23 protein-coding genes are annotated in these 25908 nt (G+C 63.2%); 11 read left to right on the top strand and 12 right to left on the bottom strand.

Annotated elements, in window-relative coordinates; translation table 11 throughout:
• Positions 1 to 85: 85 nt before the first annotated feature.
• From OVA24_RS21130 to OVA24_RS21120, 3 genes are all read right to left on the bottom strand, one after another.
• Positions 86 to 238 carry a hypothetical protein gene (locus OVA24_RS21130; protein WP_267672196.1) on the bottom strand — a complete coding sequence of 51 codons (153 nt, stop codon included), beginning with the start codon at positions 236 to 238 and terminating at the stop codon, positions 86 to 88.
• A gap of 395 nt (positions 239 to 633) precedes the next feature.
• Positions 634 to 1068 (bottom strand): VOC family protein, encoded by a 435-nt coding sequence (locus tag OVA24_RS21125; RefSeq protein ID WP_267672194.1) that lies wholly within the window; start codon positions 1066 to 1068, stop codon positions 634 to 636.
• An 8-nt stretch (positions 1069 to 1076) separates the two neighbouring features.
• Positions 1077 to 2219: an FG-GAP and VCBS repeat-containing protein gene (locus tag OVA24_RS21120; protein WP_267672193.1), complete on the bottom strand. Its 1143-nt coding sequence runs from the start codon at positions 2217 to 2219 to the stop codon at positions 1077 to 1079.
• A 169-nt stretch (positions 2220 to 2388) separates the two neighbouring features.
• On the opposite strand from OVA24_RS21120, the gene OVA24_RS21115 reads away from it, so the two are divergent.
• The 4 genes from OVA24_RS21115 to OVA24_RS21100 all read left to right on the top strand — a co-directional run bounded on the left by OVA24_RS21115 (position 2389) and on the right by OVA24_RS21100 (position 5347).
• Positions 2389 to 3540 carry a redoxin family protein gene (locus OVA24_RS21115; protein WP_267672191.1) on the top strand — a complete coding sequence of 384 codons (1152 nt, stop codon included), beginning with the start codon at positions 2389 to 2391 and terminating at the stop codon, positions 3538 to 3540.
• Complete coding sequence (locus tag OVA24_RS21110) at positions 3537 to 3923, top strand: hypothetical protein (RefSeq protein WP_267672189.1); 387 nt, start codon at positions 3537 to 3539, stop codon at positions 3921 to 3923. Before OVA24_RS21115 ends, OVA24_RS21110 begins: the two co-directional genes overlap by 4 nt.
• Before the next feature lie 104 nt (positions 3924 to 4027).
• On the top strand, positions 4028 to 4333 hold the full coding sequence (locus OVA24_RS21105; RefSeq protein ID WP_267672187.1) for an acylphosphatase: 306 nt from the start codon (positions 4028 to 4030) through the stop codon (positions 4331 to 4333).
• Between the two features lie 354 nt (positions 4334 to 4687).
• Entirely contained in the window at positions 4688 to 5347 is a 660-nt protein-coding gene (locus tag OVA24_RS21100; RefSeq protein WP_267672185.1) for a hypothetical protein, read from the top strand.
• Positions 5348 to 5392: 45 nt separating this feature from the next.
• On the opposite strand, the gene OVA24_RS21095 is transcribed toward OVA24_RS21100, so the two are convergent.
• From OVA24_RS21095 to OVA24_RS21085, 3 genes are all read right to left on the bottom strand, one after another.
• Complete coding sequence (locus tag OVA24_RS21095; RefSeq protein ID WP_267672183.1) at positions 5393 to 6553, bottom strand: alpha/beta hydrolase family protein; 1161 nt, start codon at positions 6551 to 6553, stop codon at positions 5393 to 5395.
• A gap of 158 nt (positions 6554 to 6711) precedes the next feature.
• Positions 6712 to 9762 carry a beta-galactosidase trimerization domain-containing protein gene (locus tag OVA24_RS21090; RefSeq protein ID WP_267672181.1) on the bottom strand — a complete coding sequence of 1017 codons (3051 nt, stop codon included), beginning with the start codon at positions 9760 to 9762 and terminating at the stop codon, positions 6712 to 6714.
• Between the two features lie 38 nt (positions 9763 to 9800).
• Positions 9801 to 12227, bottom strand: a complete 2427-nt coding sequence (locus tag OVA24_RS21085; RefSeq protein ID WP_267672179.1) for a M14 family metallopeptidase — start codon at positions 12225 to 12227, stop codon at positions 9801 to 9803.
• 154 nt (positions 12228 to 12381) lie between these two features.
• Here OVA24_RS21085 and OVA24_RS21080 point away from each other — a divergent pair, with 154 nt between their 5' ends.
• Complete coding sequence (locus OVA24_RS21080; protein WP_267672177.1) at positions 12382 to 13530, top strand: AraC family transcriptional regulator; 1149 nt, start codon at positions 12382 to 12384, stop codon at positions 13528 to 13530.
• Positions 13531 to 13614: 84 nt separating this feature from the next.
• On the opposite strand, the gene OVA24_RS21075 is transcribed toward OVA24_RS21080, so the two are convergent.
• Both OVA24_RS21075 and OVA24_RS21070 read right to left on the bottom strand, forming a co-directional pair.
• Positions 13615 to 13959, bottom strand: coding sequence for a hypothetical protein (locus OVA24_RS21075; RefSeq protein ID WP_267672175.1), 345 nt, complete (start codon positions 13957 to 13959; stop codon positions 13615 to 13617).
• A gap of 130 nt (positions 13960 to 14089) precedes the next feature.
• Positions 14090 to 14716, bottom strand: a complete 627-nt coding sequence (locus OVA24_RS21070; RefSeq protein WP_267672174.1) for a peroxiredoxin — start codon at positions 14714 to 14716, stop codon at positions 14090 to 14092.
• A 218-nt stretch (positions 14717 to 14934) separates the two neighbouring features.
• Between OVA24_RS21070 and OVA24_RS21065 the strand changes: the two genes are divergently transcribed.
• Positions 14935 to 16056 (top strand): TFIIB-type zinc ribbon-containing protein, encoded by a 1122-nt coding sequence (locus OVA24_RS21065; RefSeq protein WP_267672172.1) that lies wholly within the window; start codon positions 14935 to 14937, stop codon positions 16054 to 16056.
• A 12-nt stretch (positions 16057 to 16068) separates the two neighbouring features.
• On the opposite strand, the gene OVA24_RS21060 is transcribed toward OVA24_RS21065, so the two are convergent.
• Positions 16069 to 17910, bottom strand: a complete 1842-nt coding sequence (locus tag OVA24_RS21060; protein WP_267672170.1) for a phosphoenolpyruvate carboxykinase (GTP) — start codon at positions 17908 to 17910, stop codon at positions 16069 to 16071.
• A 485-nt stretch (positions 17911 to 18395) separates the two neighbouring features.
• On the opposite strand from OVA24_RS21060, the gene OVA24_RS21055 reads away from it, so the two are divergent.
• The gene (locus tag OVA24_RS21055) at positions 18396 to 19247 is read left to right on the top strand and encodes a rhomboid family intramembrane serine protease (RefSeq protein ID WP_267672168.1); all 852 of its coding nucleotides are present in this window, start codon (positions 18396 to 18398) and stop codon (positions 19245 to 19247) included.
• Positions 19248 to 19253: 6 nt separating this feature from the next.
• Entirely contained in the window at positions 19254 to 20057 is an 804-nt protein-coding gene (mazG, locus tag OVA24_RS21050; RefSeq protein WP_267672166.1) for a nucleoside triphosphate pyrophosphohydrolase, read from the top strand.
• Between the two features lie 12 nt (positions 20058 to 20069).
• On the opposite strand, the gene OVA24_RS21045 is transcribed toward mazG, so the two are convergent.
• From OVA24_RS21045 to grpE, 3 genes are read right to left on the bottom strand one after another with little or no spacing between them, the layout of a single operon-like run.
• Positions 20070 to 20786 carry a 16S rRNA (uracil(1498)-N(3))-methyltransferase gene (locus tag OVA24_RS21045; protein ID WP_267672164.1) on the bottom strand — a complete coding sequence of 239 codons (717 nt, stop codon included), beginning with the start codon at positions 20784 to 20786 and terminating at the stop codon, positions 20070 to 20072.
• A 4-nt stretch (positions 20787 to 20790) separates the two neighbouring features.
• Entirely contained in the window at positions 20791 to 21954 is a 1164-nt protein-coding gene (gene dnaJ, locus OVA24_RS21040) for a molecular chaperone DnaJ (RefSeq protein WP_267672163.1), read from the bottom strand.
• 5 nt (positions 21955 to 21959) lie between these two features.
• Positions 21960 to 22535, bottom strand: coding sequence for a nucleotide exchange factor GrpE (gene grpE / locus OVA24_RS21035; RefSeq protein ID WP_267672162.1), 576 nt, complete (start codon positions 22533 to 22535; stop codon positions 21960 to 21962).
• A gap of 192 nt (positions 22536 to 22727) precedes the next feature.
• Here grpE and OVA24_RS21030 point away from each other — a divergent pair, with 192 nt between their 5' ends.
• From OVA24_RS21030 to OVA24_RS21020, 3 genes are all read left to right on the top strand, one after another.
• The gene (locus tag OVA24_RS21030; RefSeq protein WP_267672160.1) at positions 22728 to 23210 is read left to right on the top strand and encodes a PTS sugar transporter subunit IIA; all 483 of its coding nucleotides are present in this window, start codon (positions 22728 to 22730) and stop codon (positions 23208 to 23210) included.
• A gap of 47 nt (positions 23211 to 23257) precedes the next feature.
• Complete coding sequence (gene argS / locus OVA24_RS21025) at positions 23258 to 25006, top strand: arginine--tRNA ligase (RefSeq protein WP_267672159.1); 1749 nt, start codon at positions 23258 to 23260, stop codon at positions 25004 to 25006.
• A gap of 323 nt (positions 25007 to 25329) precedes the next feature.
• Complete coding sequence (locus OVA24_RS21020) at positions 25330 to 25908, top strand: sigma-70 family RNA polymerase sigma factor (RefSeq protein WP_267672158.1); 579 nt, start codon at positions 25330 to 25332, stop codon at positions 25906 to 25908.

The following is a 25908-nucleotide window of genomic DNA, read 5'->3' as shown; positions in this document are numbered from 1 at the left end:
GCGCATTGAGGAGGTCTCCCCACGAAAACGGGCCGCCGGATGGGCGGCCCGCGTGCACCGGGTCAGTGGATTGCCCGGACGTATTTCAGCGGCGGAGGATCATGTCGTTCTCGATCTTCGCCTCATTGTCGCTGCGGCGGCGTGGATTGCTCTCCTGCGGCGGGGAAGATGACTTGCGGGACGGATGTTCGCTTTCCTGATGCGATTTCTTGGTTTTCGGGTCGTGTTTCTGTTTCATGGTTCCAATGGGTTGGATTGGTGGAACCAGATCCGCAGATCATGTGCCGGGGCAGGAGGCGTTGACGCTCAGTTCGCTGCGGATGGACGCTTCCCGCGGGAGGGGGCGAAATCGCACTCCACCTATGCAAGGTGCGCTGTGAGGGACCCCGCCAAATCCAATCGGCAGATGACACCGCGGGGGGAATCACCTGCCGATTTCTTTTTGGGGGGAGTTGGTTTCTCGGGGGGAGATTTTGTCTTTGTTCCGGTCGGGGGGCGTCCGTCGCGCTGACGTGAAGACACTGTCACAAATCCGGCCAACAGCCTATTACGCGATCATGGAGGAAAGGAGGGAGGAAGGAGAAGGAAAGTGGCCGTGACGCCCCGCCACGGCGCATCCATTTCAACAGGCCGTCAGGGCTCCAGCGTCATGAATCCATCCTCGCCCAGCGGGGACAGGGGATTCCACGCGACCTCCCAGTAGTGGCCGTCCGGGTCCGTGAAGTAGCCGCTGTGCCCGCCCCAGAAGGCATCCTGCGCGGGCTTCACAATGATGGCCCCGGCTCGCTGCGCCTCAGCCAGCACCGCTGCCACCTCTTCCTTCGCGTGGACGTTGTGGGCCAGCGTGATGCCCCTGAATCCTCCACCGCATGGCTTCGTCTCCGGGGAAATGTCGTGGGCCAGCTCGGCGAGCGGAAACACGGAGAACTTCGTCCCCAGCGTGTCGAAGAAGGCGATGGGATCGCCGTCCTTGTAGTTCGTCGGCAGGCCGAGGCCGTCGCGGTAAAAGCGGACGGCGCGGGGCAGATCCGCCACGCCGAGGGTGATGAGGGTGACCCGTGGTTCCATGGCCGTTGTTATTCGTTCCAGTAAATGATGAGGTTCTTCGTCGCCCGTCCGGAGGCGATGAGGTCCGGCTTGCCGTCACCGTTCAGGTCCGCCGCCTTGATGTCCTCGCAGGCCATGGTGTTGTCATCGACCAGCGAGTGCAGCTTCCACTCCGTGCCATCCGCGTTCGGAGCGTAGAGTCTGATGCCGACCTTCTTCGTGTCCTTCGACGGTTCGCGCCAGCCCGCCACCACCTGGTCATGGCCGAGTCCCAGGAAATCCGCCGCCGCCAGTGCGTGGCCCTGGGCCAGCGTGTCATCCAGTACGACGCGTTTCTCCGACCACAGCTTCCCTTCCGCGTTCTCCGGGTTGATGACCACCTCGTTGCCGTGCATCGGCTCGATGGTGGCGATGAAGCGCTTCCCTCCCGGCAGCCTGCCCGTGCGAACCTCGCCGGAGCCTTTTTCGGTCATGCGGGTGGCGTTCCATTTCCCGTCCCTTTGCTGGAGCAGGTGGGTTCCCTCCTTGCAGGCGACCAGCAGGCTCTCTCCCTCCTCGTTGCCGGGCCACTTCACGGGATCGAAGTTGTGGGCCATGTGGAAGCCTTCGTGCAGGAGAAAGGTCGCCCAATCCTTGGTCGGATCCTTTTCCGGACGGTAACCCAGGAATTTGATGCCCGGGCCTTCGCCCTTCACGTTGTCGCAGCCGTGGAGCGGCAACACGGCGAGGAAGTTAACGCCCGGCTTCTCCAGCACCCAGTGCATGCGGTGGGTCGTCGGCTCCCGGTGCAGCGCCTTTTCCTTCCAAGGCTTCGTCCGGTCCTCACTGGGGAAGAGGGCGAAGACCGCGCCGCTGTCCTTCGTATCGTTCGGTGCCCACTCCGCGCCCACCGCCACCTCCGCCTTGCCGTCGCCGTCGATGTCCTTCGCACAGACGCAGACGTGATCCTTCGGCGTCAGCTTTCCGCTCAGCGTGTGCTTCTCCCAGGTCGGGTTCTTGTACCAAACGGTCTGGGCTGCATCCACCAGCAGGATGTCATCCTTGCCGTCGCCATCCACATCCGCCACCGCTAGGCCGTAGCCAATGGTGACCTTGTCATCGATCGGCTGGGCGCGGAATCCCGCGTGGGCGAGCGGGGCGAGGGAAAGGAGGATGAACGGGATGGGTTTCATGGATATGGGAACTGGAAACCAAGGCTACGCGATCAACCCCGGAAGCAATACAAAAAAGACAGTTGCCGGCCATCACCCTCCGCTCCCGGAACAGAGCCGGGATGGATGGCCCCCGGCGAATGGGAGATTCCTTGCAGGATTTCCCTTCCGCCGCTTGTATCCGGGTCTGATGAAAATCCAAACCGTACTGGGAATCGTGGCCGCCGCGCTCATCGCGCCCGCCTTCGGACAGGAAATCCCGAAAGTCCTCGAGATCGGCTCGCCCGCTCCTGAGTTCTCCCTCAAAGGGACCGATGGCAAGACGCGCACCCTGGCGGACTACAAGGACGCGAAGGCCCTCTGCGTTGTTTTCACCTGTAATCACTGTCCTGATGCCGTGGGCGCGGCCACCCGGATGGAGCAGATCTACCAGGACTACAAGGGCAAGGGCGTGGCCATGGTGGCGGTGAACGCCAACAACCCGGGCAGCCTCACTCCGGACGAGCTGGGCTACTCCCCCTACAATGACTCCTTCGAGGAAATGACTCCGTTCGCCATGGAGAACGGCTGGACCTTCCCCTACCTCTACGACGGAGAAAATCAGAAGTTCGCCACCGCCTGCGGCGCGCAGGCCACTCCGCACGTGTTCCTGTTCGATGGTGGGCGGAAGCTCGTCTTCACCGGCCGCATGGATGACATGAAGCGGAAGTCCGGCCCCACGGAAAAGAGCTACCTGCGTGACGCGCTGGACGCCACCCTCGCCGGCAAGGAAGTGGGCGAGAAAACCCCGCGCCCGTTCGGCTGCTCCACGAAATGGCTGTTCAAGGCCAGCAACGTCGAGAAGGACGAAGCGAACTGGAAGGCCAAGCCGGTCACCGTTGAGGACCTGAGCGTGGACCTGGCGAAGAAGCTCCGCGCCAACGGCACGGACAAGATCCGCCTCATCAACTTCTGGTCCACCACCTGCGGCCCGTGCGTCGCGGAGTTTCCGGAACTGGTGGAAACCTACCGCCGCTTCCAGAACCGCCCGTTCGAGTTCATCTCCATCAGCATCGACCCTGCTGAGAAAAAGGCCGTTGTCGGCAAGTTTCTCACCTCCCGCCACGCCGCGCTTTCGGACAAGACCGCCCCTTCCGTGAAAGAGGAAGGCCGCACCACCAACAACTACATCTGGACCGCAGAAAACACCGATCCGCTGGCGGACGCCATCGACAAGGACTGGACCGGCGCGCTGCCGCACACCGTGCTGCTCGGCAAGGATGGCAAGATCCTGTGGAAGCACACCGACAAGCTCGACATCGTTGAGGTGCGCCGCCAGATCATCAAGGCCCTGGCCGAGTGAGATCCCGGCCGCTCGAAATCAAGGAGTATCCCCATGAGGGCTACTTCCTGGACGAAGCCGCGCAGGCCCTGCTGGACGGGCGTGCGCGGTGGAAGCGCCGCCAGTACATCGGCTGTGCGGTGGGTGTTGGCATCGGCACCACCATCGTGATCATCGCCGGATGGATGGGCCGGCCCACATGGGCGAATCCGGGCTGGGCGGTCTTCATCGCCAGCAGCATCTATGCGCTGGTGCTGGGCATCATGCACCCGAAGCGCGCCTGCCTCCACTGCGGCACTGAATTTGAAAAGCGCTGGGAAAAGGGCGAGGGCGAGATGGAGGATCTGTTTTTGGTCTGCGAATCCTGCAAAAAGTACGTCTTCGCCCACGAGGTGAGGTCGTGAGGGAACGGAGCGCGGACTTCAGTCCGCTTGGTTTCGCTGGCTGGATTCTTTGGGGCGGACTGAAGTCCGCGCTCCGCAAGTCTCCGGAATTAAATCCTTCACCCGTGCCGCCGGATCGTGGGAAATGGGCCGTGATGATGGCAAAGCGGGTGATTTTCAGCGGTAGGGTCCAAGGCGTCGGTTTCCGCTACACGGCGAAGGATCTGGCGCGTGGTTTTGACGTCTGTGGCTGGGTGAAAAACCTTCCGGACGGCACGGTGGAGCTCCAGGTCATGGGGGAGCGGGGCGAGGTGGAGGACTTCATCCGGGAAATCGCGGAGGAATCGAACGTGGCGCACCACATCAAGTCCCTGATGGCGGAGGAGATCCCCCCGCTGGAGGGCGTCCGGGGCTTCTCCATCATCGCGTGATGGTGACATTTCTCCGGAAATCCTTGAGCCGCCGGAGGCTTGGTTTAGGATGCGGGTGGGACTGCTCCTGATGCCAGAATCCTCAAGGCATTCCCTCTCACACGTTTGAATGAACTCTTCCCAGCCCAGTTCGCAATCGACTTCCGGACCGACCGGCCCAGTGCCATTGATTTCGGAAGCCCAGCATCCGCTCAGCGAGCAGCTTGCTCTGCCCTTAACCGCCAGCGAGCAGGCGGAATCCTGGACGCAGCTCAACGCACTCCATCCCGGGAATCGCTTCAGGCTGATGTTTGGAATGCAGCTTTTGCCTCAGAATCCTCCCGGCGCGACGTCCCGCTGATTTCGCTGGGGCGGATGGGCATCACCCTGGATGCCGACGGCATGCTCGGGTCGAAGGAACTCCGCCAGCTCAGGAGCGGCGCGGAGGCCTACCCCTTCGCGGATGACGAAGCCCGTGTCGTCTACAAGCTGTTCAACCTCCGCGCCAATGGCTCGCTCGGAAAGCGGGTCACGCTCGAACAGATGGAGGATGAGCGCCATGAGATCGTCCTCCATGACGCCACGCTGCGGGACACCCTGGAAAAACTCATCGTCCTCAATGATGCGGGCGGGCACCCTACGGAGATCGTCGGCCTGTCGGACGACGGGAATTTCCTCATCGCGAAACAGCCGCTGGCCATGCCCTACGCCGACTTCCTGAAGGACCGGCGCGCGGCGACGGACGCCATCCGGGCGATCATCCCGCCATTCACCCGCCTCAACCGGGAGATCGCGGTCTTCTGGCTGCAGGAGCAGGCCTGGATCATCTGTGACCTGCACAATGGCAACATCATGAGGAACCGGGAGAATGTCCCCACCATCATCGACGCGCTGGTCGGTCCGCTCCCATCCGAGGTTTTCGCGAAATTGGTCTGGGCACGGGAGGTCAATGAGGACGCGCGGGCGCTCCGGCTGGGCCTGCCTCCGGTGAAGCGGTTGAAATTCGGCGAGGGCGTGGATGATGATTCGCTCTGAAATCCTCCTGAAAACGCCGGATCTGCTGGCGCACGGTGGCGTGTGTCATTTGAGCCATTGGTCGAACCAGTCGGACGCTTGCTTCTGCATGGCGGGATCGAATTTGTGGTGGCCGTCATGGAAGGCCGACCTGAAGCGGTCGCTGGCTCCGGCTTTCGTATGGATCTCCCGCAGGATGGCGTCCGCCTTCTCCATTTCCTCCAGCGTGAAAAGCTGGTCCTGCCTGTTGTTGAGGACCATCAATGGGGCGGGTACCCGGAGGCCGAAGATCTCGGAAAATTCCAGGTAGTTGGAGAGCAGCGGGGTATAGGCCATCCAGGTATGCGTGTAGGCCTTCCGGGAAAGGAAATCGTCCCAAGTGGACATGAAGCCGACGCAAACCGCACAGTTGATGCGATCATCCAGTCCCGTGAGATAAACCGTCCTCAGCCCGCCACCCGAGAGCCCGCCGCAGCCGATTCTGCCGGCGTCGACATCCTCCCGTGCCGAAAGGATGTCCAAGGCGCTCCGGTCTTCCGCCAGTGTGACGCCCGGCCAGGTCGTTCCCGCGCAGAAAAGGGATTTCGACATGACATTCTCATGGTCGGAGGCCCACGCATTGTAGTTGTCGATGCCATTGATATCCTGCGGATCGGGCTCTTGCCTGCCGGCGACGTTCAGGTTCCCCCACGGGATGCCTTCCACATCCCCGTAGTGGACACGCCGGCTCCCGAATGCGAAGGCATCATGCACCAGGACGACGTAGCCCTTCCGGGCCGCCTCGTTGGCCCACGCGGTCCCACCGTAGTATTTTTCCTGATGCGCGGCGAGGAGGGGATGGATGTCCGCGGCGGTGCGGGTGATCTTCCCCGCGCCGAAGTACTTGTTCCCACCATGGTCGTGGAGGGCAAGGATGGCCGGGAGGCGTCCCCGGGTGCCTGCGGGCTTGAGAAGGACAGCGCTTGTCCGCCGCCCGTAGGGCAGTTGCCAGCTCAGTTCCTCCACGGTCAGTCCGTCGTAGGCGTAGGCACGGTCCACCCGCGCCTGCGGAACGCCGCCCTGGTCCGGCGGAGCGAGCAATTCCCAGGCCTTATGCCGTGCATGCACCCGCCACTCCGCGGGATCCGTCCAACGGGCATTCCGGAATGACAGGGTGGGAGGAGAAGGCCGGAGGTTGGACGCCCAGGAACCATAGTGGCCGATGATGCTTTTGCTTTCACCAGGCATGGCGGAGGGGTGTGCCTGCTCCCCATGGAGCGGAAGGAATGGGGCCACCCCGGGCAGTCCCGCCAGGATGCCCGCGGAGCGTTTCAGGAACTCACGCCTGCCGCACCCTTGGGGCGTTTCCGGATCGGGATGAGTCTCTGTGGAATCGTCCGGTTGGTTCATAATCCTTCGAACGAAATCACGATGGCCTCATCCCGTTTCCACCGCAGGGGGAATTCCCTGCCATCGCCAAGCATCTCACCGGTGCGTTCATCCCGGACCTGTTCCTTGGTCTGGTTGAACTGCAGCCGGACCGGGATGGTGTCTGACTTCAGGCCGACGGAGTTGCCGCCGCCGAGTGAAGTCCCGCGGATCTCGGGATTGGAGCAGACATAGAGGATCGTCCGTGGGTTTCCATCCGTGGACTGCTTCCAGTAGGTGATCTCATATCCATGGACCGGGGCCTGGTCACTGGAGATGCGGACCCACGGTTGCACCCCGGCGGCCATGACGTGTTTCATGAAAACCTCACGTTTTTCCGCCCTTTCCGGCCCCGCCTCGCGGTGGGCGTTGTACCACTGGGGGGAAAGGTTCATCATGACAGCCTTTCCCTTTCCTGCTGAAGCGACGTGACCGACAGGCATCTCCCTCACCGCCTTGTGGAACCCGCTCGCGTCTTTCACCGAAGTGTTTTTGTTGGTCAGGAAGCTTTCGTAATCCTTCCACGAGAAGTTCGTATCCTGGTCCACTTCAGCCCAATATTTTCCGCCGAAGATATCCTTCGCTGACAGGGACGGTGAATGGCTCACTCCGAACATGGAGTCCAGAACTCCGCCTTCCTTGCGCCCCTTGCCGTGCTGGTCCCACAGTCCGGGAAGATAGTCGGCGATGACGGTGCCGCCTTTCTCGCAGAACGTCCTGATCGCCCGCGCCTCCGAATCCGAAAGGCAGAGGACCCCAGGAAGGATGAGGACCTTGTAATCCTGTGGCACCCCCTTCTGGATGACGTCCGCGTAGTTGATGAAATCGTACTGGAGGCCGGAATCCCGGAGCATGTTTTCCCAGGCCTTCCGGACGTGGGCGGCGCTGCTCAGGCGCTCGTCCGAGTTCCGCTGCCGCCAGGTCTTTCCGTGCGACTCCGCATCGAGGATCCAGCCCAGCTGGATGGAGGCGTGGCTGTAGTAGATCGCCACCCCATCGTGCTTCCACTCCGCGCCAGCCATCAGCGGGCCGATTTTCCGCTCCGCCTCCAGATAGGAGGGAGCCACCTCCGCATGCCAGGGCTCCGGAGTCTTCCCATCGAACCATTTCTCCACCCAGCCGATGTGTCCGCGGTTCCCATGGGCGAGGTAATACCAAGCCTGCCAGATGGTGTCGGCAGTGTCGCGGTGGAAGTGGGTCGTCACCGTGGGCAGCGAGTTCCGCGGGTTGAAGGACCGGATGATCGCTTGGGACGAGCCGATGTTGTAGCTCTCGATGAACTGCATCTTCCGCATCAGCTTGGCATAGTCATAGCCGCCGAAGGCATTCGGGGCCTGCCCGCCGACAAGGCCGCAGGGCGTCGCCGGGTCCAGTTCGTTCGAGTATTCGACCAGCCTGCCGAGAAGGTTCGCCCAGTAGGAGTCGTTGAAACTCCACTGGTCCATCAGCGGGCTGGCGTCGAAATCGGCGATGGTCCATTCCGGCAGCTTGGTGCGGATGTCATCATAGCTCAGCCATTTCCCGCGCTCCGGCGCCTTGGGGCCGTAGATGCCGCGCAGCCATTGGGTGTAGGCGGTGGGGTCGTCGGTGATCTGCCACATCGCCGGACGCACGAAGTGTCCCCAGGACGGCTCGTCATCCAGCGCGTAGGCGGCGCGGTGGGGCGAGTCGCGGACCGCTCCAATATGGCGCTTCATGATGTCCCGCAGCCCGGCTTCCGCCGCGGCGTTCAGGGGCACGTTCCGGACTCCCGTACCCTGCAACTGTTCCAGATGCGGCTTCACCTTGTCCCCGTCCCACAGGTGCAGCACCCCCTTTCCCGCCGTGTGGTCCAGGTAAAAGCGGAGGCCGTGTTTGTCGATCCAGTCGAGTCTTCCCTTCCTGGTGGCTTCCTGGAGCAGGTGGCCTTGGTCCATCAGGGTTCCATTGTAGCCATGGGTGCGGCTCCACTCACCGGAGGCATCATCATAGCCGATGTGCCATTGGTAGGTCCACGGCATGTAGGTCCATGATGGCCACGCTTTGAGAGCCCATTCCTTGTCCTGCTTCACCCGCCGGAAGTCTTCCGAATTCCGGACGTAGGCTTCATAGTGGTCTTCTGCGGAAGCGCGCGCCACCAGCGGCATCGAGCAGCAGAGCACGGCTGGCAGGACCTTCATGGTGGTCCTGCGGGCTGTCCGTTTTCGTTTCAGGGCGAATGCCGCGAGGGCGGCTACGGCAAGGACTCCGGTGGCTGGCTCCGGCACTGCGGTGACGCTGAAGTTGTCGAAGGAGCCTGATCCGAGCTGCCCCGTATTGAAGAGCTGGATGTAGGAGATGGCAGGTGTGGGTGTGGCGAACGAGGTCCAGTCTCCGACGCTCAGGGAGGTGAGGGTGGAACCGTTGACGTCATCCACCAGCCAGCGGTACTGCCAGTTTCCGGCATTGGTGGTATCAAGCTCGATCGTCAGCCGCCAGACGCCCTGGTCCAGTGCCAGGGTGGGAATGTGATCCGCCGCCAGGATGTAGGTGGCGCTGGTTTCCCAACGGCGGAGAATGTACTTCGGGTTGGTGGTGTTGCTGGCGTTGGGTGTGCCGTCCGGACTCCTTGCGATCGGTGAAATGGATCTGTGGCCGGAGCTGAAAGGCGCGGCAGTGTCCGGCGTGGCCCCCACGTGGCTGTTCAGGGAGATGCCGACGTAAGCCAGGTGGCTCGCGGGAGTCGTTGCACGGGGCGTTGCCCTCGTATCCACGGAGATGGAGTAGATGTTGCCGTTCTGGGGCGAGAACGCGACAAACGCCGATCCCGCCGAGTCCGTGGTGGCGATGCTCCCGTCCGCCTTGAAGCGGGTGGAGGAAATCCACCTGGCGCCGGAGGTGCCACCCATCCCGGTGGCGGAGGCATCGAGGGAGGTGCCGCCCAGGTTGGCGGTGGAAGATCCGGAGAAGCTATGTTCGTAGATCACACTTGCGGCTTCCACGACCGGTATCGTGAGAATGACAGGGAGGAGCCAGATCCATTTCAGGGAGGGGTTTGGATGCGGTGACATGGGTAGTGTTCGGGTTGCTGGGGTTTGGGAATGGAGATTCAGGGGATGGTAGTCACCCGTACCCGGGCGAAGCGGGCTGGTTTGTCCGCAGGCAGTTGGACGGAGACCCGTTCCCAGGTGCTGTCGATGCTCGTGACATCTTCCGGCCCGGTGGCGGGCCTCCAGCCTTCCTCACCTGACGAGCTGAGGTTCTCGGAAACCTCGGGCGTGTAGCTCACTCCCGGGTCCGACGTGGACTTGCGCCGCAGGTATTCGAGACGGAGGCCAGGGTTGCCGGAGTCGCGCGTGATGCCCACGGATGGGATCCCGGAAACGGCGGCGCCACTCCCCGCCGGAGCTACCGGTCCGGAGGCAGGCAGATTGAATGCATACTCGATGATGTTGGTGATCCCGTCGTGGTCCGGATCCGCCAGCCAACCTCCGACCGCAGGGTTTTCCGCGTCCGCGCCGAAGGCCAGTTCCCGCCAGAGCTGACCGCCGGTGACCTCCACCGGTGGAAGGTGGGCGACGAGCGCGCGGGCGATGTCCCTGCCCAGATTACGCGCCCGGGCGACGGTGAGTTCCACACCCCGGACCTCAGCGTAAGGGATCTCCAGCGTGCTGATGAGCCGTGCATCCGGGAAGGCGGTCTCCGCCCATCCCCTCGACCTGTCACTGTAGTTGCCGCTGTTGTTGGACCCGCCGTAGGCGAGGAAATCGTCGGCCTGCAGCGGAATCTCGCCGGTGCGGGTGTTCATCAGGACGGAGATGAAGGCATGCAGATTCCCGGCGTGCCGCGTGTCCGACGACTCGTAGAAATGCAGCCGCTTGTCCCAGGTGCCATGGACGACCGGGCAGTGCAGGTCCAGGAAAGTGACCACTCTCCTGCCGTGCTCCGTCCCGAACCGTTTGATCCCCGAAACCTCCGGATAGATCGGGGTGGGGCCGTAGTCACGGTTGTGGTCATGGGGGATGCGGTCCTTTCCCTGATCCCCTTCCTCCACCCCGTCCTTGTCCACGAAGGGCACCGCGAGAAGGGTTCTTTTCCGCAACTGTTTCCCGATGTCATCGTCCGCCAGTCCGGCATCGAGGATCCCCTCCATCACGTAGCTCGCGCACGTCTCGCAGCAGTGGTGGCGGCCGGTCAGGAAGATGATTTCCGACGATGCCGCTGAAAGCGGACGTCCCACTCTCACCAGCTCCACGCTGCGGTCCTTCCGGCTGCGGCAGAGTTCGGACACGTCGACATGAGGGTTTCCCGCATGTGCCGATAGCCATGTTTCGAGGTGACTCTGCAGGTAGTGGGCGCTGAACGAGTAACGGACTTCCTTCCCTGCCTCGACCGGAGGGACTTCGAATGTCCAGTGGTCCACCCCACCGATGTTCTGTTGCACCACGCTGGCCCCGCCAAGGTGGGACCAGGTGGCCCCGCCGTCATGGCTGACCGCCGCCCCGCGCGGGCCGAGCTGGTCACGGTCGCTGAAGACCGCGGTGAAGCCGGTGGTGTCCCGGGTACGAAAGCTCCAGTAGAACCAGTCGCGGTCCTCCGGGCGGAGTTCCCGGTCGAGGAACGCTTTCCGCGGGCTGGCGTGTGATTGCTGGGTGAGGGCCGTCACCCGGATGTTCCCCCCGGGAAAATCGCGGTCGATCACCACGGGTTCCGGATGGGTGATGCCTCCTCCCGTGTCGTCCTGCTTCGGCGTCGCGGAAACCAGGAAGTTGTCGAACGCGCCGGAACTGAACGGCCCCACCTTGCACAGGAGGATGCGATTGATGGGGTATGCCGTGAGGGATCCGACCGACGGCCACGTCGCGCCATCGGCGTGGCTCCGGGACAATACCGTGGAGGTCGCCACATCTTCCACCAGCCAGCGGTATTTCCAGTTGCCGGGGGTGGAGGTGTCCAACTGGATGGAGAGCCTCCAGGTTCCGGCGTTGGTCCCCACGGATGCCAGATGGTTTTGGGTGAGGGAGGTGCCGGTGGTGTGGGGCGTGTCCCGGTGCCAGCGGCGGAGGATGTTGAATGGTCCGGCCGCGCTGGAAGCGTTCGGCGTGTTGTCCGGACTCCGGGTGATGGGGGCGATGACGCGTTGGCTGCCGACCGCGAGGCTGTTGCTCGGGGCGGTTTCGCCGTTGTAGAGTGCGACCCCCACGTAGGAAAGGGAGGTGGTCGGATTGGTGGCGACCGCCGCTGCGGTTGTCTCAACGGAGATGGTGTAAAGATAGCCATCAACGGGACGGAACGGTACATTCGCCGATGAGTCCCCTCCACCGAGCGTGAAGCTGCCATCCGCCCTGAACACGGCGGAACCGGTCCATTCGGCTCCGCTGGTGCCTCCCAGTTGTTCTGATGACGTTTCGACGGCCGTTCCGGCAAGGTTCCTGGTGGAGGAACCGCCGAAGTCGTGCCGGTAGATCACGGTTTCCGCATGCAGGGGGGCGGCCCCTGTGAGCAGGGCCATCGATAGGATCCGGAGGGCTTTCATCGCATCTTCATGGTCGATCAACGGATGGGCCGATGATCTCACTTATCGGACGGTGACATAAATGTTGCCGGAGATGCCCAGCCTTAGGCGCAAATAATTTGCCGATCAGCGCAATTTCCTTTCCCCCAACCGTTGGAAAATCATTCTGGCAATAATGAGCCAAATCGCCCGGGTCGTCCGCATTGGGCTGCTCCTCCACCAGGAGACGGGCTATGGTCGGTCGATCCTGAGGGGGATCATCAACTACGGGAAATACCAGCCATCCTGGGAACTGATTGATGGTGGTCCTCCGTCAGCGGCCGGATTGGAGGATCTGCTCCAGGCGCAGGTCGACGCGGTGATCGCTGAAGTCCGGGACCCGGCTCTCATGGAACTCTGCCGCCTGAAGGTGAAGGTCCTTGTCACCGTGGCCAGTGGCACCCGTCCACTGGCCGGTTCCCATTGGGGTGGCGTATCCACGGACAACAACGGAGTGGGGAGGATGGCGTTCTCGTTCTATCACGCCAGGGGGTTCCGTCATCTGGCGTTTCTGGGCAGCCCCGGGCGGCCGTATTCGGATCTCCGGTTGCAGGGCTTCCGGGATGCCGCCACCGCCCACGGACTGCGTGTGACGCTGCCACCCCATGCGCCGGACGGAACGCTGCCAAGAGAGGAATTGGTGAGATGGCTCAGTTTGCTTCCTCCCCGAACCGCGCTCCTGGCGGCGAACGATGCCACCGGCGTGATGGCGTTGCGGGAGATCCGTGCCATCGGGCGGGCGGTTCCCGAGGATCTGGTGGTGCTCGGTGTCGATAACAACGAGCTTGCGTGCGAGCTCACCCATCCCGCGCTTTCCAGCATCGATATCAATACCCAGGAGATGGGCCTCCAGGCCTCCGGTTTGTTGAAGCTCATCCTCCAGGAACCGTTGCCGGAGAACCGGCGGAGATTGCTGATCCATCCGAAGGCGGTGGTTGAGCGCCGTTCCACCGACTCCCTGGCCGTGGAGGATCCACGGTTGCGCCGCGCGCTTCTCATCATCCGTGAGCGTGCCTGCGAATGGCTCACGGTGGCCGAGCTTCTCCAAGAGGTTCATATGTCGCGGCGCGCGTTGGAAACAGGCTTCAAGAGCGCGTTCGGGCTGACACTGCAACAGCAGATCGACCGGGTGCGGGTGGCAAGGGCGTGCGCCCTGCTGGTGGAGACCCGGCAGGCGACACCGGACATTGCGGCGGCGTGTGGCTGGCCTTCGGCCTCGCAGATGTGCAAGACGTTCAGACGCCATACCGGTAAAACACCGACCGAGTTCCGCCGGAAGGCCTGACTCCGGTAGGGCGGGCGAGGGCATGAAAAAAGCGCCTCGCGGCGGACCGGGAGACGCTTTTGGGAAATTGAGGGCGGGAAGGGATTACTTCGCTTCGATCTTGCCGAGGTAGGCCTGCGGGTTCTCCTTGAGTTTGCCGGCGCAGTTGTTGCAGCAGACGCCCACGGTCAGGTTGGAGGTCACTTCCTCATCGGCGGCCTTGCCACTCAGCGGGCATTTCCCTTTCTCCGCGGTCGCCACCACCTTCAGATAGTCGGCGGGAGCCTTGTCGAACTTGCCCTTGCAGTTGTTGCAGCAGAACGAAATGGGCACATCCACGTCCTTCTTGGCGTCTTTGCCTGAGACGGGGCACTTGCTGTTGACCGCACCGGCTTGGGCGGTGACGAGGGAGAACAGGCCGAGGAGCGTGGCGAGGAGGATCGTTTTCATGGGTTGTCAGTAGGCAGACCCTCTATGAAGCGGGTTTTGTTCCAGATTGGAATCCAAATTTTGCCCTTGGCTGAAGAAAAAAAGCCGCCTCTCCGGTCAGGGGAGGCGGCTGTGGGAGTGGGAAGCGGACTTATTTCGAGAGGTAGTCGCTCACGCCCTGGTGGTCGGCGGTCATCGCGTCGTCACCTTTCTGCCAGTCCATCGGGCAGACTTCGCCGTGCTGCTCGAAGTGCTGGAGCGCGTCCACGATGCGGAGGCACTCGCGGATCGAGCGGCCCAGCGGCATGTCGTTGACGATCTGGTGGCGGACGATGCCCTTCTTGTCGATGAGGAACAGGCCGCGGTAGGCGACCAGCTCACCTTCGACGACCAGCTTGCCGTCCTCGTCGGTGGAGTAGTCACCGGCCAGCACGTCATAGTCTTCGGAGATGGTCTTGTTGATGTCCGCGACGAGGGGGTATTTCACGCCCTCGATGCCGCCCTTGCTCTTCGGGGTCTGGAGCCAGGCCCAGTGGGAGAACTCGGAGTCCGTGGAGCAGCCGACGACGGCCACCTCGCGCTTCTCGAACTCATGGAGCTCTTCCTGGAAGCGGTGCAGTTCCGTCGGGCAGACGAAAGTGAAGTCCTTCGGGTAGAAGAAAAAGACGACGTATTTCTTGCCGATGAACTGCTCGAGGGAGAAGTCCTCGATGATGGTTTCGCCTTTGACGGCCTTGGCGCGGAAAGAGGGGGCTGGTTTGCCAACGAGAACTGCCATGATGTGTTTGTGATGAGGTTCGGTCGGCGCGGGAGGTAGGAAAGAATCCCCCCCGCCGCAACCCTAAACCGACCCGCCGCGCCGCCGGTGGACCATTCGGGAAAATGCCTGATGCGGAGGGAAAGAACCTCTTGGATTGCCATTGGGATCCACTATGCTGCGCGGACCACGGCGGGATGGGTGTCCCGCCTTCGAAACCACGGCAGCGATCTATGGAGATGGACCATCTGGGATTCACCTGCCCGCGGTGCGGGGTGGATTTGGTGGTGCCTGCGAGCGCCGCCGGGGTTGAGGGCCCCTGCCCGCGCTGCGGGGGCGTCATCCGCGCGCCCCGCTTCACCCCGAAGCCGGAGGAGATCCCGGTGAGGCTGGAGGTGGTGGAGGAACCCATGGCGCGGGCGAAGCCGCTGGCAGGCTTCCAGCCCGTCGCGCAGCAGACATTCGTCGAGTCCACCGCGATGCGTTCCGACCGGAAATCCAGCCTGCGGCGGACGCTGCTGACGGCGGTGATCGTCGTGGGGTTGGTCTCCATCGTCGCCGGGTTCCTGGTGGCGCAGGACGGAAAAGCGGACTCCCGCGTGCCGAAGCAGGCCACGGTGAAAGCGCAGGCCGCTCCACCAAAGCAGGATGACCCGTCCGGGGAACGGGAGCCTTCTCCGGCACGGGATCTCCAGGTGGCTCCGGAAGGGATGGATGTGCATGAATTCGTGGCCCGGTCCGCAGAAGTTCTCGGCGCGTTTTTGGTCGCCCGCAACCTGGAGGAACGGCAGCCGTTGATGGAATGCAGGACACCCCCGGAGGAACTTGGAAAAAGCGTTCTGGCAGGCCCGCTGGAGAGCACCGGGAATTTCGAGAGCCTGGAAGTGAAGTTCGACAAGGTCATCGGCACGAATGAAGTGCTGTTCAAGTGCGGGTTCCGCAGTGTGGAAGGGAGGCCGGACTCCTCACTCGTCCTGGTGCGTGCCCGTGGCAGCCAGGAGCCGAAGGTGGTCGCGGACCCATTTCTGGACACTTACGGCGGGCGCTTCGGGGCGTTCGCCGCCACCCCTGGCGGAGATGTGGTGAAGTTCCGTGTCGTGGCGACCATTTTCGAGTTCTGCTCGGATGAAACGATCCCCGCGCACGATCTGAAGTACACGATGAAGATCGCCGTCGCCCCCGGATCACCGGATCTGGCGAAGGCGTATTTCGGAAAATCATCTCCCCTGCGTGAGAAGCTGGAGAGGCTGGGAGTGAGATACGGACAGGGCGTGGGAGCCACCGTCAGCCTGCGCTGGAACATGGAGGGGACACCGCACATCGAAGTGATCGATGTGGACTCCCTCGACTGGAGCGAGTGAAACAGGGTCCGTTCAGGAAAGCCGTGCCGCCAGCAGTTCCCGCTGGAACACCAGTTCCTTCGGCAGGTGGTCGTAGAGGTCGATGAACTGCTCCGCCTGGCTGATCAGTTCCGCCTTCCACTCCGCCCGGTCGAAGCACATCACCTTCTCGAAGTCCTCCAGGGTGAAGCCATCCAGGCCATCCACGTTGAAATCCTCGAACGCCGGGGTCCAGCCGATCTGCGTCTCATGCCCGGCGGCGGCGCCCTGGCAGCGGTTGATGATCCACTCCAGCACCCGCATGTTCTCGCCGAAGCCCGGCCAGAGGAAGCTCCCCTCCGCGGATTTGCGGAACCAGTTCACATGGAAGAAGCGCGGCAGGTGTGTCAGGTAACGCCGCATTTCCAGCCAGTGGCCGAAGTATTCGCCCATGTTGTAGCCGGCGAAAGGCAGCATCGCCATCGGGTCGCGGCGGACCTTGCCGATGGTGCCTGCGGCGGCGGCGGTCATTTCCGAGCCCATGGTCGCTCCCAGATACACGCCGTGGGACCAGTTGTAGGCCTGGAAAACCAGCGGCATGGTGGTCGCCCGGCGGCCGCCGAAGATGATGCCGTCGATGGGCACGCCCTCCGGGTTCTGCCATTCCGGGTCGATCGTCGGGCACTGGACCGCAGGTGCGGTGAAGCGTGAGTTCGCATGGGCGGCGGGGCGGCCGCTGTCCGGCGTCCAGTCATTGCCCTGCCAGTCGATGAGGTGGGCGGGTTTTTCTTTCGTCATCCCTTCCCACCAGACGTCCCCATCATCGGTCAGGGCCACGTTGGTGAAGATCACGTTCTCCTTGATCGACTCCATCGCGATGGGGTTCGTGTCATGGGAGGTGCCGGGTGCCACGCCAAAGAAGCCGGTCTCCGGGTTGATGGCATGGAGCTTGCCGTCCTGGTGCGGCCACAGCCAGGCGATGTCATCGCCGATGAGCGATGTCTTCCACCCCTCGTCCTGATATTTCTTCGGCGGCACGATCATCGCCAGGTTCGTCTTGCCGCAGGCGGAGGGGAAGGCGGCGGAGACATAGGTCTTCGTCCCGTCCGGTGCCTGGATGCCGACGATGAGCATGTGCTCCGCCATCCAGCGGTGCTCACGCGCGATGTTCGAGGCGATGCGCAGCGCCAGGCACTTTTTGCCCAGCAGCGCGTTCCCGCCGTAGCCGGACCCGTAGGACATGATCTCCCGCGTCTCCACGAAGTGGACGATGTATTTGTCCTCGTTGCACGGCCATGGGACATCCGCCTGGCCGGGTTCCAGCGGTGCGCCGACAGAATGCAGGCAGGGGATGAAGAATTTGTGGCCGTCCCGTTTCTTCGGCGCGGCTCCGGACCATTCGTCCTCCAGGCGCTTCAGCACGTCGGAGCCTGTCTTGCACATGATATGCATGTTCACCACGGCGTAGGCGCTGTCCGTCACCTGGACCCCCACCTTCGCCAGCGGGGAGTCGATCGGCCCCATGCAGAACGGGATGATGTACATCGTGCGGCCCCTCATACAGCCGTCGAATTTCCGCTGCAGCGTCTCCCGCATCTCCATCGGGTCCGCCCAGTTGTTGGTCGGACCCGCCTCCTCCGGGCGGCGGGTGCAGATGAACGTGCGGTCCTCCACCCGCGCGACGTCGGATGGGGAGGAACGGGCGAGGAAGCTGTTGGGCCGCTTCTCCGGATTCAGCCGGGTGAAGGTTCCGCCCGTCACCAGCAGCTCCGTCAGCCGGTCCCACTCCGCGCGGGAGCCATCGCACCACTGGACGGCGTCCGGTTTGCAGAGCGCTGTCATCTTATCGACCCATTTCTGGAGCGCGGCGTGGGAAGTGCGGAACGTATCGGTCATGCCCTATCACCTAAAGCGTAAGGCGTGCCGCAGTGCAACACGATGCGAAGAAACGGGCTGCATTTGCGAAATTCTCCCCGGCCATCCCCGGAGGGAACGGAGCGCCGGCTTCAGCCGGCTTGGCTTCGCCACGATGGAGCGCGGACTTCAGTCCGCTTCGTTTCGCCAAGCCGGATTCTATGGGGCGGACTGAAGTCCGCGCTCCGTTTGCCGCCGGTCTGAAGACCAGCGGTCCCAGCGAAATGAATCGGGCCGCCATCGCTCCGCGCCTGCTGGGGCACGGAGCGATGGCCGCCCCGAGGGCGCACGCGGCGCACATCAGCAATAACGCCGCCACGGCCGGAAATTTTTCATCGGGCGTGGAAATTCCCACCATCCTTGCGGTTGGCGGCTTGCCGTGCTAACCGGAGGCAGCGATGGGAACGGCTGACAGGGAATATCAAAGGGACGGGCGTGGGATGGGGCAGGCCCCACGGATCACGCCCGTGACGAAATGGCTGCTCATCATCAACATCGTCGTCTTCCTGGCGGATGTGCTGTCTGTGAAATATTTCCCTGTAAGGGTGCTCACTGAAGAGGGGATGGAAATTGTTCCATACTTCACCTTTCACGGAACCTTCAGTGTCGGTTCCGGTTTCTCCGAGGGGCACCTCTGGAAGCTCATCACCTTCCAGTTTCTCCACGGAAGCGTGGGCCATATCCTGTTCAACTCCATCGCCCTTTATTTCTTCGGGCCCATCATGGAGCGCTGGTGGGGAACATGGAAGTTCCTCGCCTTCTATCTGATTTCGGGCATCGGCGGCGCGCTGCTCTATTCGCTGCTGGGGTGGATGGGGATCATCCACTTGGGGCCCGGCATCATCGGAGCCTCCGCCGGCATCTTCGGTATCCTGATCGGCACCGCGGTGATCGCTCCGAACGCGCGCATCGCACTGCTGTTTCCGCCCATCGAGCTTGCCATGAGAACCTTCGCACTGGCCATCCTTGGCATTGCGGTGTTCTCCATCGCGGTCCCCATCTTCGGAAATGAAGGGGGGGACGCGGGCCACCTCGGCGGCGCGATCTTCGGTTTCATCCTGATCAAGTTCCCGCGCCTGCTCGGCTGGATCGGCAGGAGAAACCCGGATGTGGACATCATCCGGCCCAGGGCCTTCCAGCAGCGCGGTGAGCCGAAGCTCCGCCCCCGCAGCCAGGTCAACCTCCGTGGTGACACGGAGATCGACAGGATCCTGGACAAAGTCTCCAGCGAGGGCTTCGCCAGCCTGACCGATGAGGAGCGCGCGAAGCTCCATGCCGAACACGAACGCCTCCAGCGCGGCACGAACACCGACCACTGATAAGACATGACCGATGACGAAATGATCGGCTGCCCGGAAAGCGGGCGGCAGTTGGAGCGGCTGAAAGCCATCATGCACCGCCTGCGCGCGCCGGGTGGCTGCCCGTGGGACGCGGAACAGACCCATGAGTCCCTGGTGCCGCACCTCATCGAGGAAAGCTACGAGACCATCGATGCGATCCAGCGCAACGACCACAACCATCTCAAGGAGGAGCTGGGCGACCTCCTGCTGCAGGTGATTTTCCACAGCGAGATCGCGGAGGAAGCGGGCCGTTTCACCCTGGAGGATGTCGCCCGCGGCGTCAGTGAGAAACTGGTGCGCCGCCATCCCCATGTCTTCGCGTCAGCCCAGGTCGCGGACAGCGACGGGGTTCTGAAACAGTGGGATGAGATCAAGCGTGCGGAGAAGGGCGACGCGGAGCAACCCTACCTCCACGGGGTGGGGAAGGGACTGCCCGGCCTGCTGCGTGCCGCGAAGCTCCAGAAAAAAGCGGCCAAGATCGGCTTCGACTGGCCGGTGGAGACTGGGGTCATCGCCAAGATCCGGGAAGAACTGCTGGAACTCCAGTCCGCGCTGGACGCGCAGGATCTGGAGGCGGTTTCCGAGGAAATGGGTGACCTGCTGTTTTCCGTGGTGAACCTCGCCCGCTTCAGGAAGACCGATCCGGAGGTGCTCATGGCGACCGCCAACGCCAAGTTCGAAACCCGCTTCGGGGAAATGGAGAAGCTGCTGAAAGCGAAGGGCATCTCCCTGGAGGCTGCCACCACGGAGGAAATGGCGGATGCCTGGGAAGCGGCCAAGCGGCGCTGAAGTTCCCGGAGTTCAAGGAAACTCGTATCGCAGCACCGCCAGCCCGCACAGCGTTGCGGTCTCAACCCGGAGGACGATCCGGCCGAGGCTCACCGGGAGATATCCATGATCCATGGCGGTCCGCGTTTCCTGCGGGGTGAAGTCACCTTCGGGTCCCACCAGATAGGTCACGGAGGTGGGCGCCGTGTTTTCGTGGAGGACGTCCTTCAGTGGCCTGCTCCCGTCCGCGAGCGAGGCGATGATTCTCAGATCCCCGTCGTTGGACGGCGGACCCATCCATCGGTCGAACGGCAGCGGCTCCGCGATTTCCGGCAGGGTGTCCTGGCCGCACTGCTTGCAGGCTTCCAGGGCGACGCGCCGCCATTTCTCGGACTTCCCGTCCCCGGGCTGGACGACGGTGTTGCCGGTCACCAGAGGCTGGATGGCGGTGACGCCCAGTTCGACGGCTTTCTGGACGATGAAGTCCATGTTCTTTCCCTTCGGGATCGCCTGCGCGAGGATGATGGCTGGTCCAGTCTGCCGGCGCGTCACCTGCTCCCCCAGTTCCAGCGGGATGCGGTCCTTGGACACGCCCAGGACAGTGGCAGGGGCGCGCCGCCCACGGCCGTCGAAGACGGTGATCCGTTCGCCCGCTTTTCCGCGCAACACCTGGGACAGGTGGCGCGCCTCATCTCCCGTCAGGGCGGGGCTGCCGCCCCACGCATCCGGCGGGAGAAAGAAGCGGGCCATTGGTTCAGCGGTCGAAGAAGCGTTTCGCTTTCTGGAAGAAGGACTCCTGCATCGGGGAGTTCTGTTCGCCGATGGATTCGGAGAACGTCCGCAGCTTTTCCTGCTGGGAGCTGTTGAGCTTCGTCGGGACCTCCACCTGCACGCGGACGTTCAGGTCGCCCTTCCGGCCACCGCCGGAGAGTGCGGCGATGCCTTTGCCGCGCAGCCGGAAGACGGTGCCTCCCTGCGTGCCGACGGGGATCTTGATCGACGACTGGCCGTCCAGGGTGGGGACCTTCAGTTCGCCGCCCAGGGCCGCGATGCTGAATGGCAGAGGCACTTCGCAGAACAGGTCGTCGCCGTCGCGCTCGAAGATGTCATGGTCGCGGACGTGGAGGAAAACATACAGGTCGCCTGCCTCGCCACCGCGGACACCAGCGTCGCCGTTGCCGGAGGACCGGAGGCGCGTGCCCGTATCGACACCGGCGGGAATGCGCAGCTTGATGCGGCTGTCCCGCTGGACGCGGCCCTCGCCCTTGCAGGAGGAGCAGGGGTCGGAAATCGTTTCACCGGCACCACGGCACTCCGGGCAGGTGGACTGCTGGATGAAGATACCCGCCTGGCGGGCGACCACGCCGCGGCCGCCGCAGGTCTGGCAGACCTTCACGCCGCCCGAGCCCTTGGTGCCCTTCGAACTGCAGGTGTCGCACGGAACGTAGCGCTCGATTTCCAGTTCCTTCTCGACGCCGTTCGCGGCTTCCTCGAGCGAGATTTCCAGGTCATACCGCAGGTCGCTGCCGCGTTGCTTGCCGGAGCTTTTCCGCCGGGACGATCCACCGCCACCGCCGAAGAACTCTTCGAAGCCGCCGCCGAACGCACCGCCGAAGACCTGGGAGAAAATGTCCATCGGATCATGGAAGCCACCGCCCCCACCACCGGAACGTCCGCCACCCATGCCGCCGGAAAACGCGGCGTGGCCATAGCGGTCGTAGGCGGCGCGCTTGTCGGCATCGCTCAGGGCCTCGTAGGCCTCACCCAGCTCCTTGAAGCGTTCCTCCGCGGTGGCGTCCCCCGGGTTCTTGTCCGGGTGCAGCTTCACCGCCAGCTTGCGGTAGGCTTTCTTGATTTCATCCTGGGAGGCGTCGCGGGAGACGCCCAGGATTTCGTAGTAGTCGCGTTTGTCCGCCATGGGGATCAGGCTTCGGGGGAGGAGGGGAGTTTGGAAACCACCACGCTGGCAGGGCGCAGCAGGCGGTCGCGGAGTTTGAAGCCGCGGCGGGTCACGCGCAGGATCCTGCCCTCGTCACCGGCGGCGCAGTCTTCCTGGGCGACGGCATCGTGGAGGTTCGGGTCGAATTTCCCGGTCGTCGGGATCTCCTGGGCGCCCTGGTTGGTGAGGAAGTCGTTGAGCTGGCGGCGGACCATGTCCATGCCGATGTAGATCATCGACGACTGGTCCTGGGACGCGGCCTGCATGCCCATCTCGAAATTGTCGATCACCGGCAGCAGGTCCTCCAGCAGGCGCTGGTTGGCGTAGCGGACGGCTTCCTCGCGCTCGCGGGCGGTCCGCTTCCGCAGATTGTCCATTTCCGCGGCAGTGCGGAGGGACACGTCCTTCCACTTCGCGGCTTCCGCTTCCAGTTGCTCCCACGGATCGAGCTCGCCTTCGGCGGAGGTGTTTTCGGTCACCGTGTCTTCCGGGGACAGGGTTTCATCCACGGGGAGGTCGGAGGGGTCCTGGGGATTGTTGCGATCAGCGTCGGCTTGCATGGCGGATAGGTGTAGCCCCGGATCTCTCCCCGTCAACCCCGGTGAGATGCCGGAATCCCCCTCCTGAAAGGGGAAAGAGGGAGAGGGGCGGCCAGGAGGGGGGCCCCTGTTCGGGGGAAATCGTCTTGCCAACCCGGGGTCACAACGGTAACTCCGCCATCCCGTTACGCTGTCATTGCGGGAAATTTCACCATGAAGTTGGCCCAGTTGTTAAGTCCCGATCAAATCCTTCTGGAGGTGAAGGCGGGCGAACATTGGGCTTCCATCGTGGAATTGGTGGACTGCCTCATCGCCTGCGGGAGGCTCCCGGAGGCTCAGTATGAAGGCATCCTCGCCTCCCTGAAAGCACGTGAGGAGCAGGTCAGCACGGGCATCGGCGGCGGGGTGGCCATCCCCCACGCATTCTCGGATGACCTGGAGGAAGTGGTCGCCATTTTCGGCCGGTCACGGGAGGGGATCGACTACCAGGCGCTGGATGGAAAGCCCGTCCAGCTCATCATCCTCTTCATCGTTCCGCGGAAGGACTACCACCTGCACCTGCGGACCCTGGCGGCCATCGCGAAGATGTTCACCAACGCGGAAGTCCGCCGCCAGCTCGTCGAGGCGGAGACGGAGGAGGACATGCTGGCCATCCTTGATTCCCGGCCGTCGCGCACCGGTTCGCCGATTCCTTAACTTCGGCTTCCCCTCCGCGTCGTTTGTGCGGAACATCCCCGCAAGCCATGACGCTCCTCCAGCTTCTCGAATCCCGTCTTGCTCTCGCCCTCGAATCCGTTCTGGGCGAGCCCACGCCCGCCGCGGTGACCCCTGCCGCGGATCTCCGCTTCGGTGACTACCAGTCGAACGCGGCGATGGTGCTGGCGAAGCGGCACGGGAAAAACCCGCGCGCGCTGGCGCAGGAACTCATCGACAAGATCGACCTCGCCGGGATCGCCTCCGCCGAAATCGCCGGGCCGGGTTTCCTGAATTTCCGGATCTTCCCGGAAGCCTACGCCCTTCTCGCCACGGAACTCCTGGCCGACCCACGCCTCGGTGTGCCGCAGGTCGGGGAAGGAAAGACGGTGGTCGTGGACTTCTCCGCGCCGAACGTGGCGAAGCCGATGCATGTCGGCCACATCCGCTCCACCATCATCGGTGACACGCTCTGCCGCGTCGCCCGCTCGCTGGGCTACAACGTTGTCTCCGACAACCACATCGGCGACTGGGGCACCCAGTTCGGGATGATCCTCTTCGGATGGAAGAACCACCTGAATGCGGAGGCGCTCGAGGCGGATCCCATCGCGGAGCTGGTGAGGCTCTACCGTGAGGTGAACAACGCCGGCAAGGAGGACCCGGAGATCCGAGAGCTGTGCAAGGCGGAACTGGTGAAGCTCCAGGCCGGGGATCCGGAGAACCTGGGCATCTGGCAGCGCTGCATCGACCTGTCCAAGGCCGGTCTCCAGAAAATCTACGATCGCCTCGACGTGCAGTTCGACCACTGGCTGGGCGAAAGTTTCTACAATGACCGCTTGGCGGGCCTGGTCGATGAACTGCTCGGCAACGGCATCGCCCGCATGAGCGAGGGCGCGGTCTGTGTGTTTTCCGATGAAACCAAGAAGCCGGAAGCGGATCCGTTCAAAGTGCGCAACGAAAGCGGCTGGGGGGATTTCCCGATGATCGTCCGCAAGAGCGACGGTGGCTTCAACTACGCTACCACCGACCTCGCCACGCTGGAGTACCGCCGCTCCCAGTGGGATGCGGACTCCGTCTGGTACGTGGTGGACCACCGCCAGTCGCTGCATTTCCAACAGCTTTTCGATGTGGCTGCCCGTCTGGATCTCGACGGCATGGACCTGCGCCACATTTCCTTCGGCACGATCCTCGGCAAGGATGGCAAGCCGCTCAAAACCCGCTCCGGGGACCTGCCGCAACTGGCGGACCTCCTCGATGAAGCGGTGGCCGCCGCCGGTGTGGCCGTCGCGGAGCGTTCCCGTGTGGAGACGGATGCGGAGCGGAAGGATCTGGCCGAACTCATCGGCATCAGCGCGGTGAAATTCACCGAGCTGGCCCACCACCGCAGTTCCGACTACGTGTTCGACCTGGAGAAAATGCTGGCCCTCCAGGGGGACACCGCGCCCTACCTCCAGAACGCCTACGTCCGCAGCCGCTCCATCTGGCGGAAGCTGGGCGATGAAGCCCCGGCCGAACTGGCTCCCGTCTCCCTTGCGGAGGAGCAGGAAATCCACCTCGCCCGCCTGTTGGTCCGCTTCGGCGAGGTCGTGCCGACCATTCTGGATGATTTCCGCCCGAACCTGCTGGCGAACTACCTGCTGGAAGTCGCGCGTGCCTTCCATTCCTTCTTCGAGGCCTGCCCGGTCCTGAAGGCGGAGACGGCGGTGCGCGACAGCCGTCTTTCGCTCTGCGAGCTCACGTCCCGCGTGCTGAAGCAGGGCCTCGGCCTGCTGGGCATCCGCGTTCCGGAGAGAATGTGAGCCTCAGTGGCAGCTCCAGGCCGGCGCCGCTTTCCAGCAAGCAGGCCCGGCTTTGATTGCGTGGTGGCGTTTTGGGTTCCGGCCGCTGGTGAAGCTGCCGGGAGGAGGGATATTGCCGGGTTTCGTCAAGCCCGGTCCGGGATGTCCGATTTACCGGGGATGTCCGAAGGAATGACAAAAATGGGAAGGAGGTTTCGTATCTGGATGTTTGCCTTTTAATCATTGATGTACAATTAATTATGGATATCATAGCGGACTCGGACTTGGAGATTGGGATTGGGGGTAACCTGGAGCGGGATCCTGCCATAACGGTACGGACAGACGTGAAGGATTACCTTTCAGACGATCCGGATGACGGATGCATCAGGCGCATCAAGCAAGGTGACGCCGATGCCTTCGAGGCGGTCGTGTACCGCTTCGAGCGTCCTTTGCGTGCGTGGCTGGCCACCCTTTCTCCGCCCGGGGTGGATGCGGATGAGATCGCCCAGAAGAGCTTCATCGCCGCCTACACCCGGATCGATGAATTCGAGGAAGGCACCAACTTCGGGGCGTGGCTTTTCAGTATCGCCCGCTGGCAGTTGAAGACGGAGACGACCCGCCTGCGGAGGATCGCGGATTATCACTCCCGCTACGCGCCGGATCTGCTCCAGAAACTCCACGGCGAGGCCGAAGTGGAGCCGGAGCACCTGATGACCCAGGTGGGGCACCTGAAGAAGTGCATGGCTTCCCTCAGCCAGGATTTGGCGTGCCTCCTGAAATGGCGGTACTATGATGAGATTTCCCTTGAGGAGATGGCGCGCCTGAGCGAGCGCTCCGTGCCCGCGGTCAAAAAACAGCTTTGGAAGTTGCGCCGGAAACTCCAGCAGTGCCTGGAACAGCGCATGGAAGGAACCATCACCTGA

This window comes from Luteolibacter sp. SL250, assembly GCF_026625605.1.
Lineage (GTDB): Bacteria > Verrucomicrobiota > Verrucomicrobiia > Verrucomicrobiales > Akkermansiaceae > Luteolibacter.
This window is presented reverse-complemented; position numbering and strand designations above follow the sequence as displayed.

Excerpts from the sequence above, each read along its gene's own strand:
- OVA24_RS21130 (WP_267672196.1), bottom strand. The coding sequence starts at position 238 with ATGAAACAGAAACACGACCCGAAAACCAAGAAATCGCATCAGGAAAGC.
- OVA24_RS21125 (WP_267672194.1), bottom strand. The coding sequence starts at position 1,068 with ATGGAACCACGGGTCACCCTCATCACCCTCGGCGTGGCGGATCTGCCC.
- OVA24_RS21120 (WP_267672193.1), bottom strand. The coding sequence starts at position 2,219 with ATGAAACCCATCCCGTTCATCCTCCTTTCCCTCGCCCCGCTCGCCCAC.
- OVA24_RS21115 (WP_267672191.1), top strand. The coding sequence starts at position 2,389 with ATGAAAATCCAAACCGTACTGGGAATCGTGGCCGCCGCGCTCATCGCG.
- OVA24_RS21100 (WP_267672185.1), top strand. The coding sequence starts at position 4,688 with ATGGGCATCACCCTGGATGCCGACGGCATGCTCGGGTCGAAGGAACTC.
- OVA24_RS21095 (WP_267672183.1), bottom strand. The coding sequence starts at position 6,553 with ATGCCTGGTGAAAGCAAAAGCATCATCGGCCACTATGGTTCCTGGGCG.
- OVA24_RS21090 (WP_267672181.1), bottom strand. The coding sequence starts at position 9,762 with ATGTCACCGCATCCAAACCCCTCCCTGAAATGGATCTGGCTCCTCCCT.
- OVA24_RS21085 (WP_267672179.1), bottom strand. The coding sequence starts at position 12,227 with ATGAAAGCCCTCCGGATCCTATCGATGGCCCTGCTCACAGGGGCCGCC.
- OVA24_RS21080 (WP_267672177.1), top strand. The coding sequence starts at position 12,382 with ATGAGCCAAATCGCCCGGGTCGTCCGCATTGGGCTGCTCCTCCACCAG.
- OVA24_RS21075 (WP_267672175.1), bottom strand. The coding sequence starts at position 13,959 with ATGAAAACGATCCTCCTCGCCACGCTCCTCGGCCTGTTCTCCCTCGTC.
- OVA24_RS21070 (WP_267672174.1), bottom strand. The coding sequence starts at position 14,716 with ATGGCAGTTCTCGTTGGCAAACCAGCCCCCTCTTTCCGCGCCAAGGCC.
- OVA24_RS21065 (WP_267672172.1), top strand. The coding sequence starts at position 14,935 with ATGGACCATCTGGGATTCACCTGCCCGCGGTGCGGGGTGGATTTGGTG.
- OVA24_RS21060 (WP_267672170.1), bottom strand. The coding sequence starts at position 17,910 with ATGACCGATACGTTCCGCACTTCCCACGCCGCGCTCCAGAAATGGGTC.
- mazG (WP_267672166.1), top strand. The coding sequence starts at position 19,254 with ATGACCGATGACGAAATGATCGGCTGCCCGGAAAGCGGGCGGCAGTTG.
- OVA24_RS21045 (WP_267672164.1), bottom strand. The coding sequence starts at position 20,786 with ATGGCCCGCTTCTTTCTCCCGCCGGATGCGTGGGGCGGCAGCCCCGCC.
- dnaJ (WP_267672163.1), bottom strand. The coding sequence starts at position 21,954 with ATGGCGGACAAACGCGACTACTACGAAATCCTGGGCGTCTCCCGCGAC.
- grpE (WP_267672162.1), bottom strand. The coding sequence starts at position 22,535 with ATGCAAGCCGACGCTGATCGCAACAATCCCCAGGACCCCTCCGACCTC.
- OVA24_RS21030 (WP_267672160.1), top strand. The coding sequence starts at position 22,728 with ATGAAGTTGGCCCAGTTGTTAAGTCCCGATCAAATCCTTCTGGAGGTG.
- argS (WP_267672159.1), top strand. The coding sequence starts at position 23,258 with ATGACGCTCCTCCAGCTTCTCGAATCCCGTCTTGCTCTCGCCCTCGAA.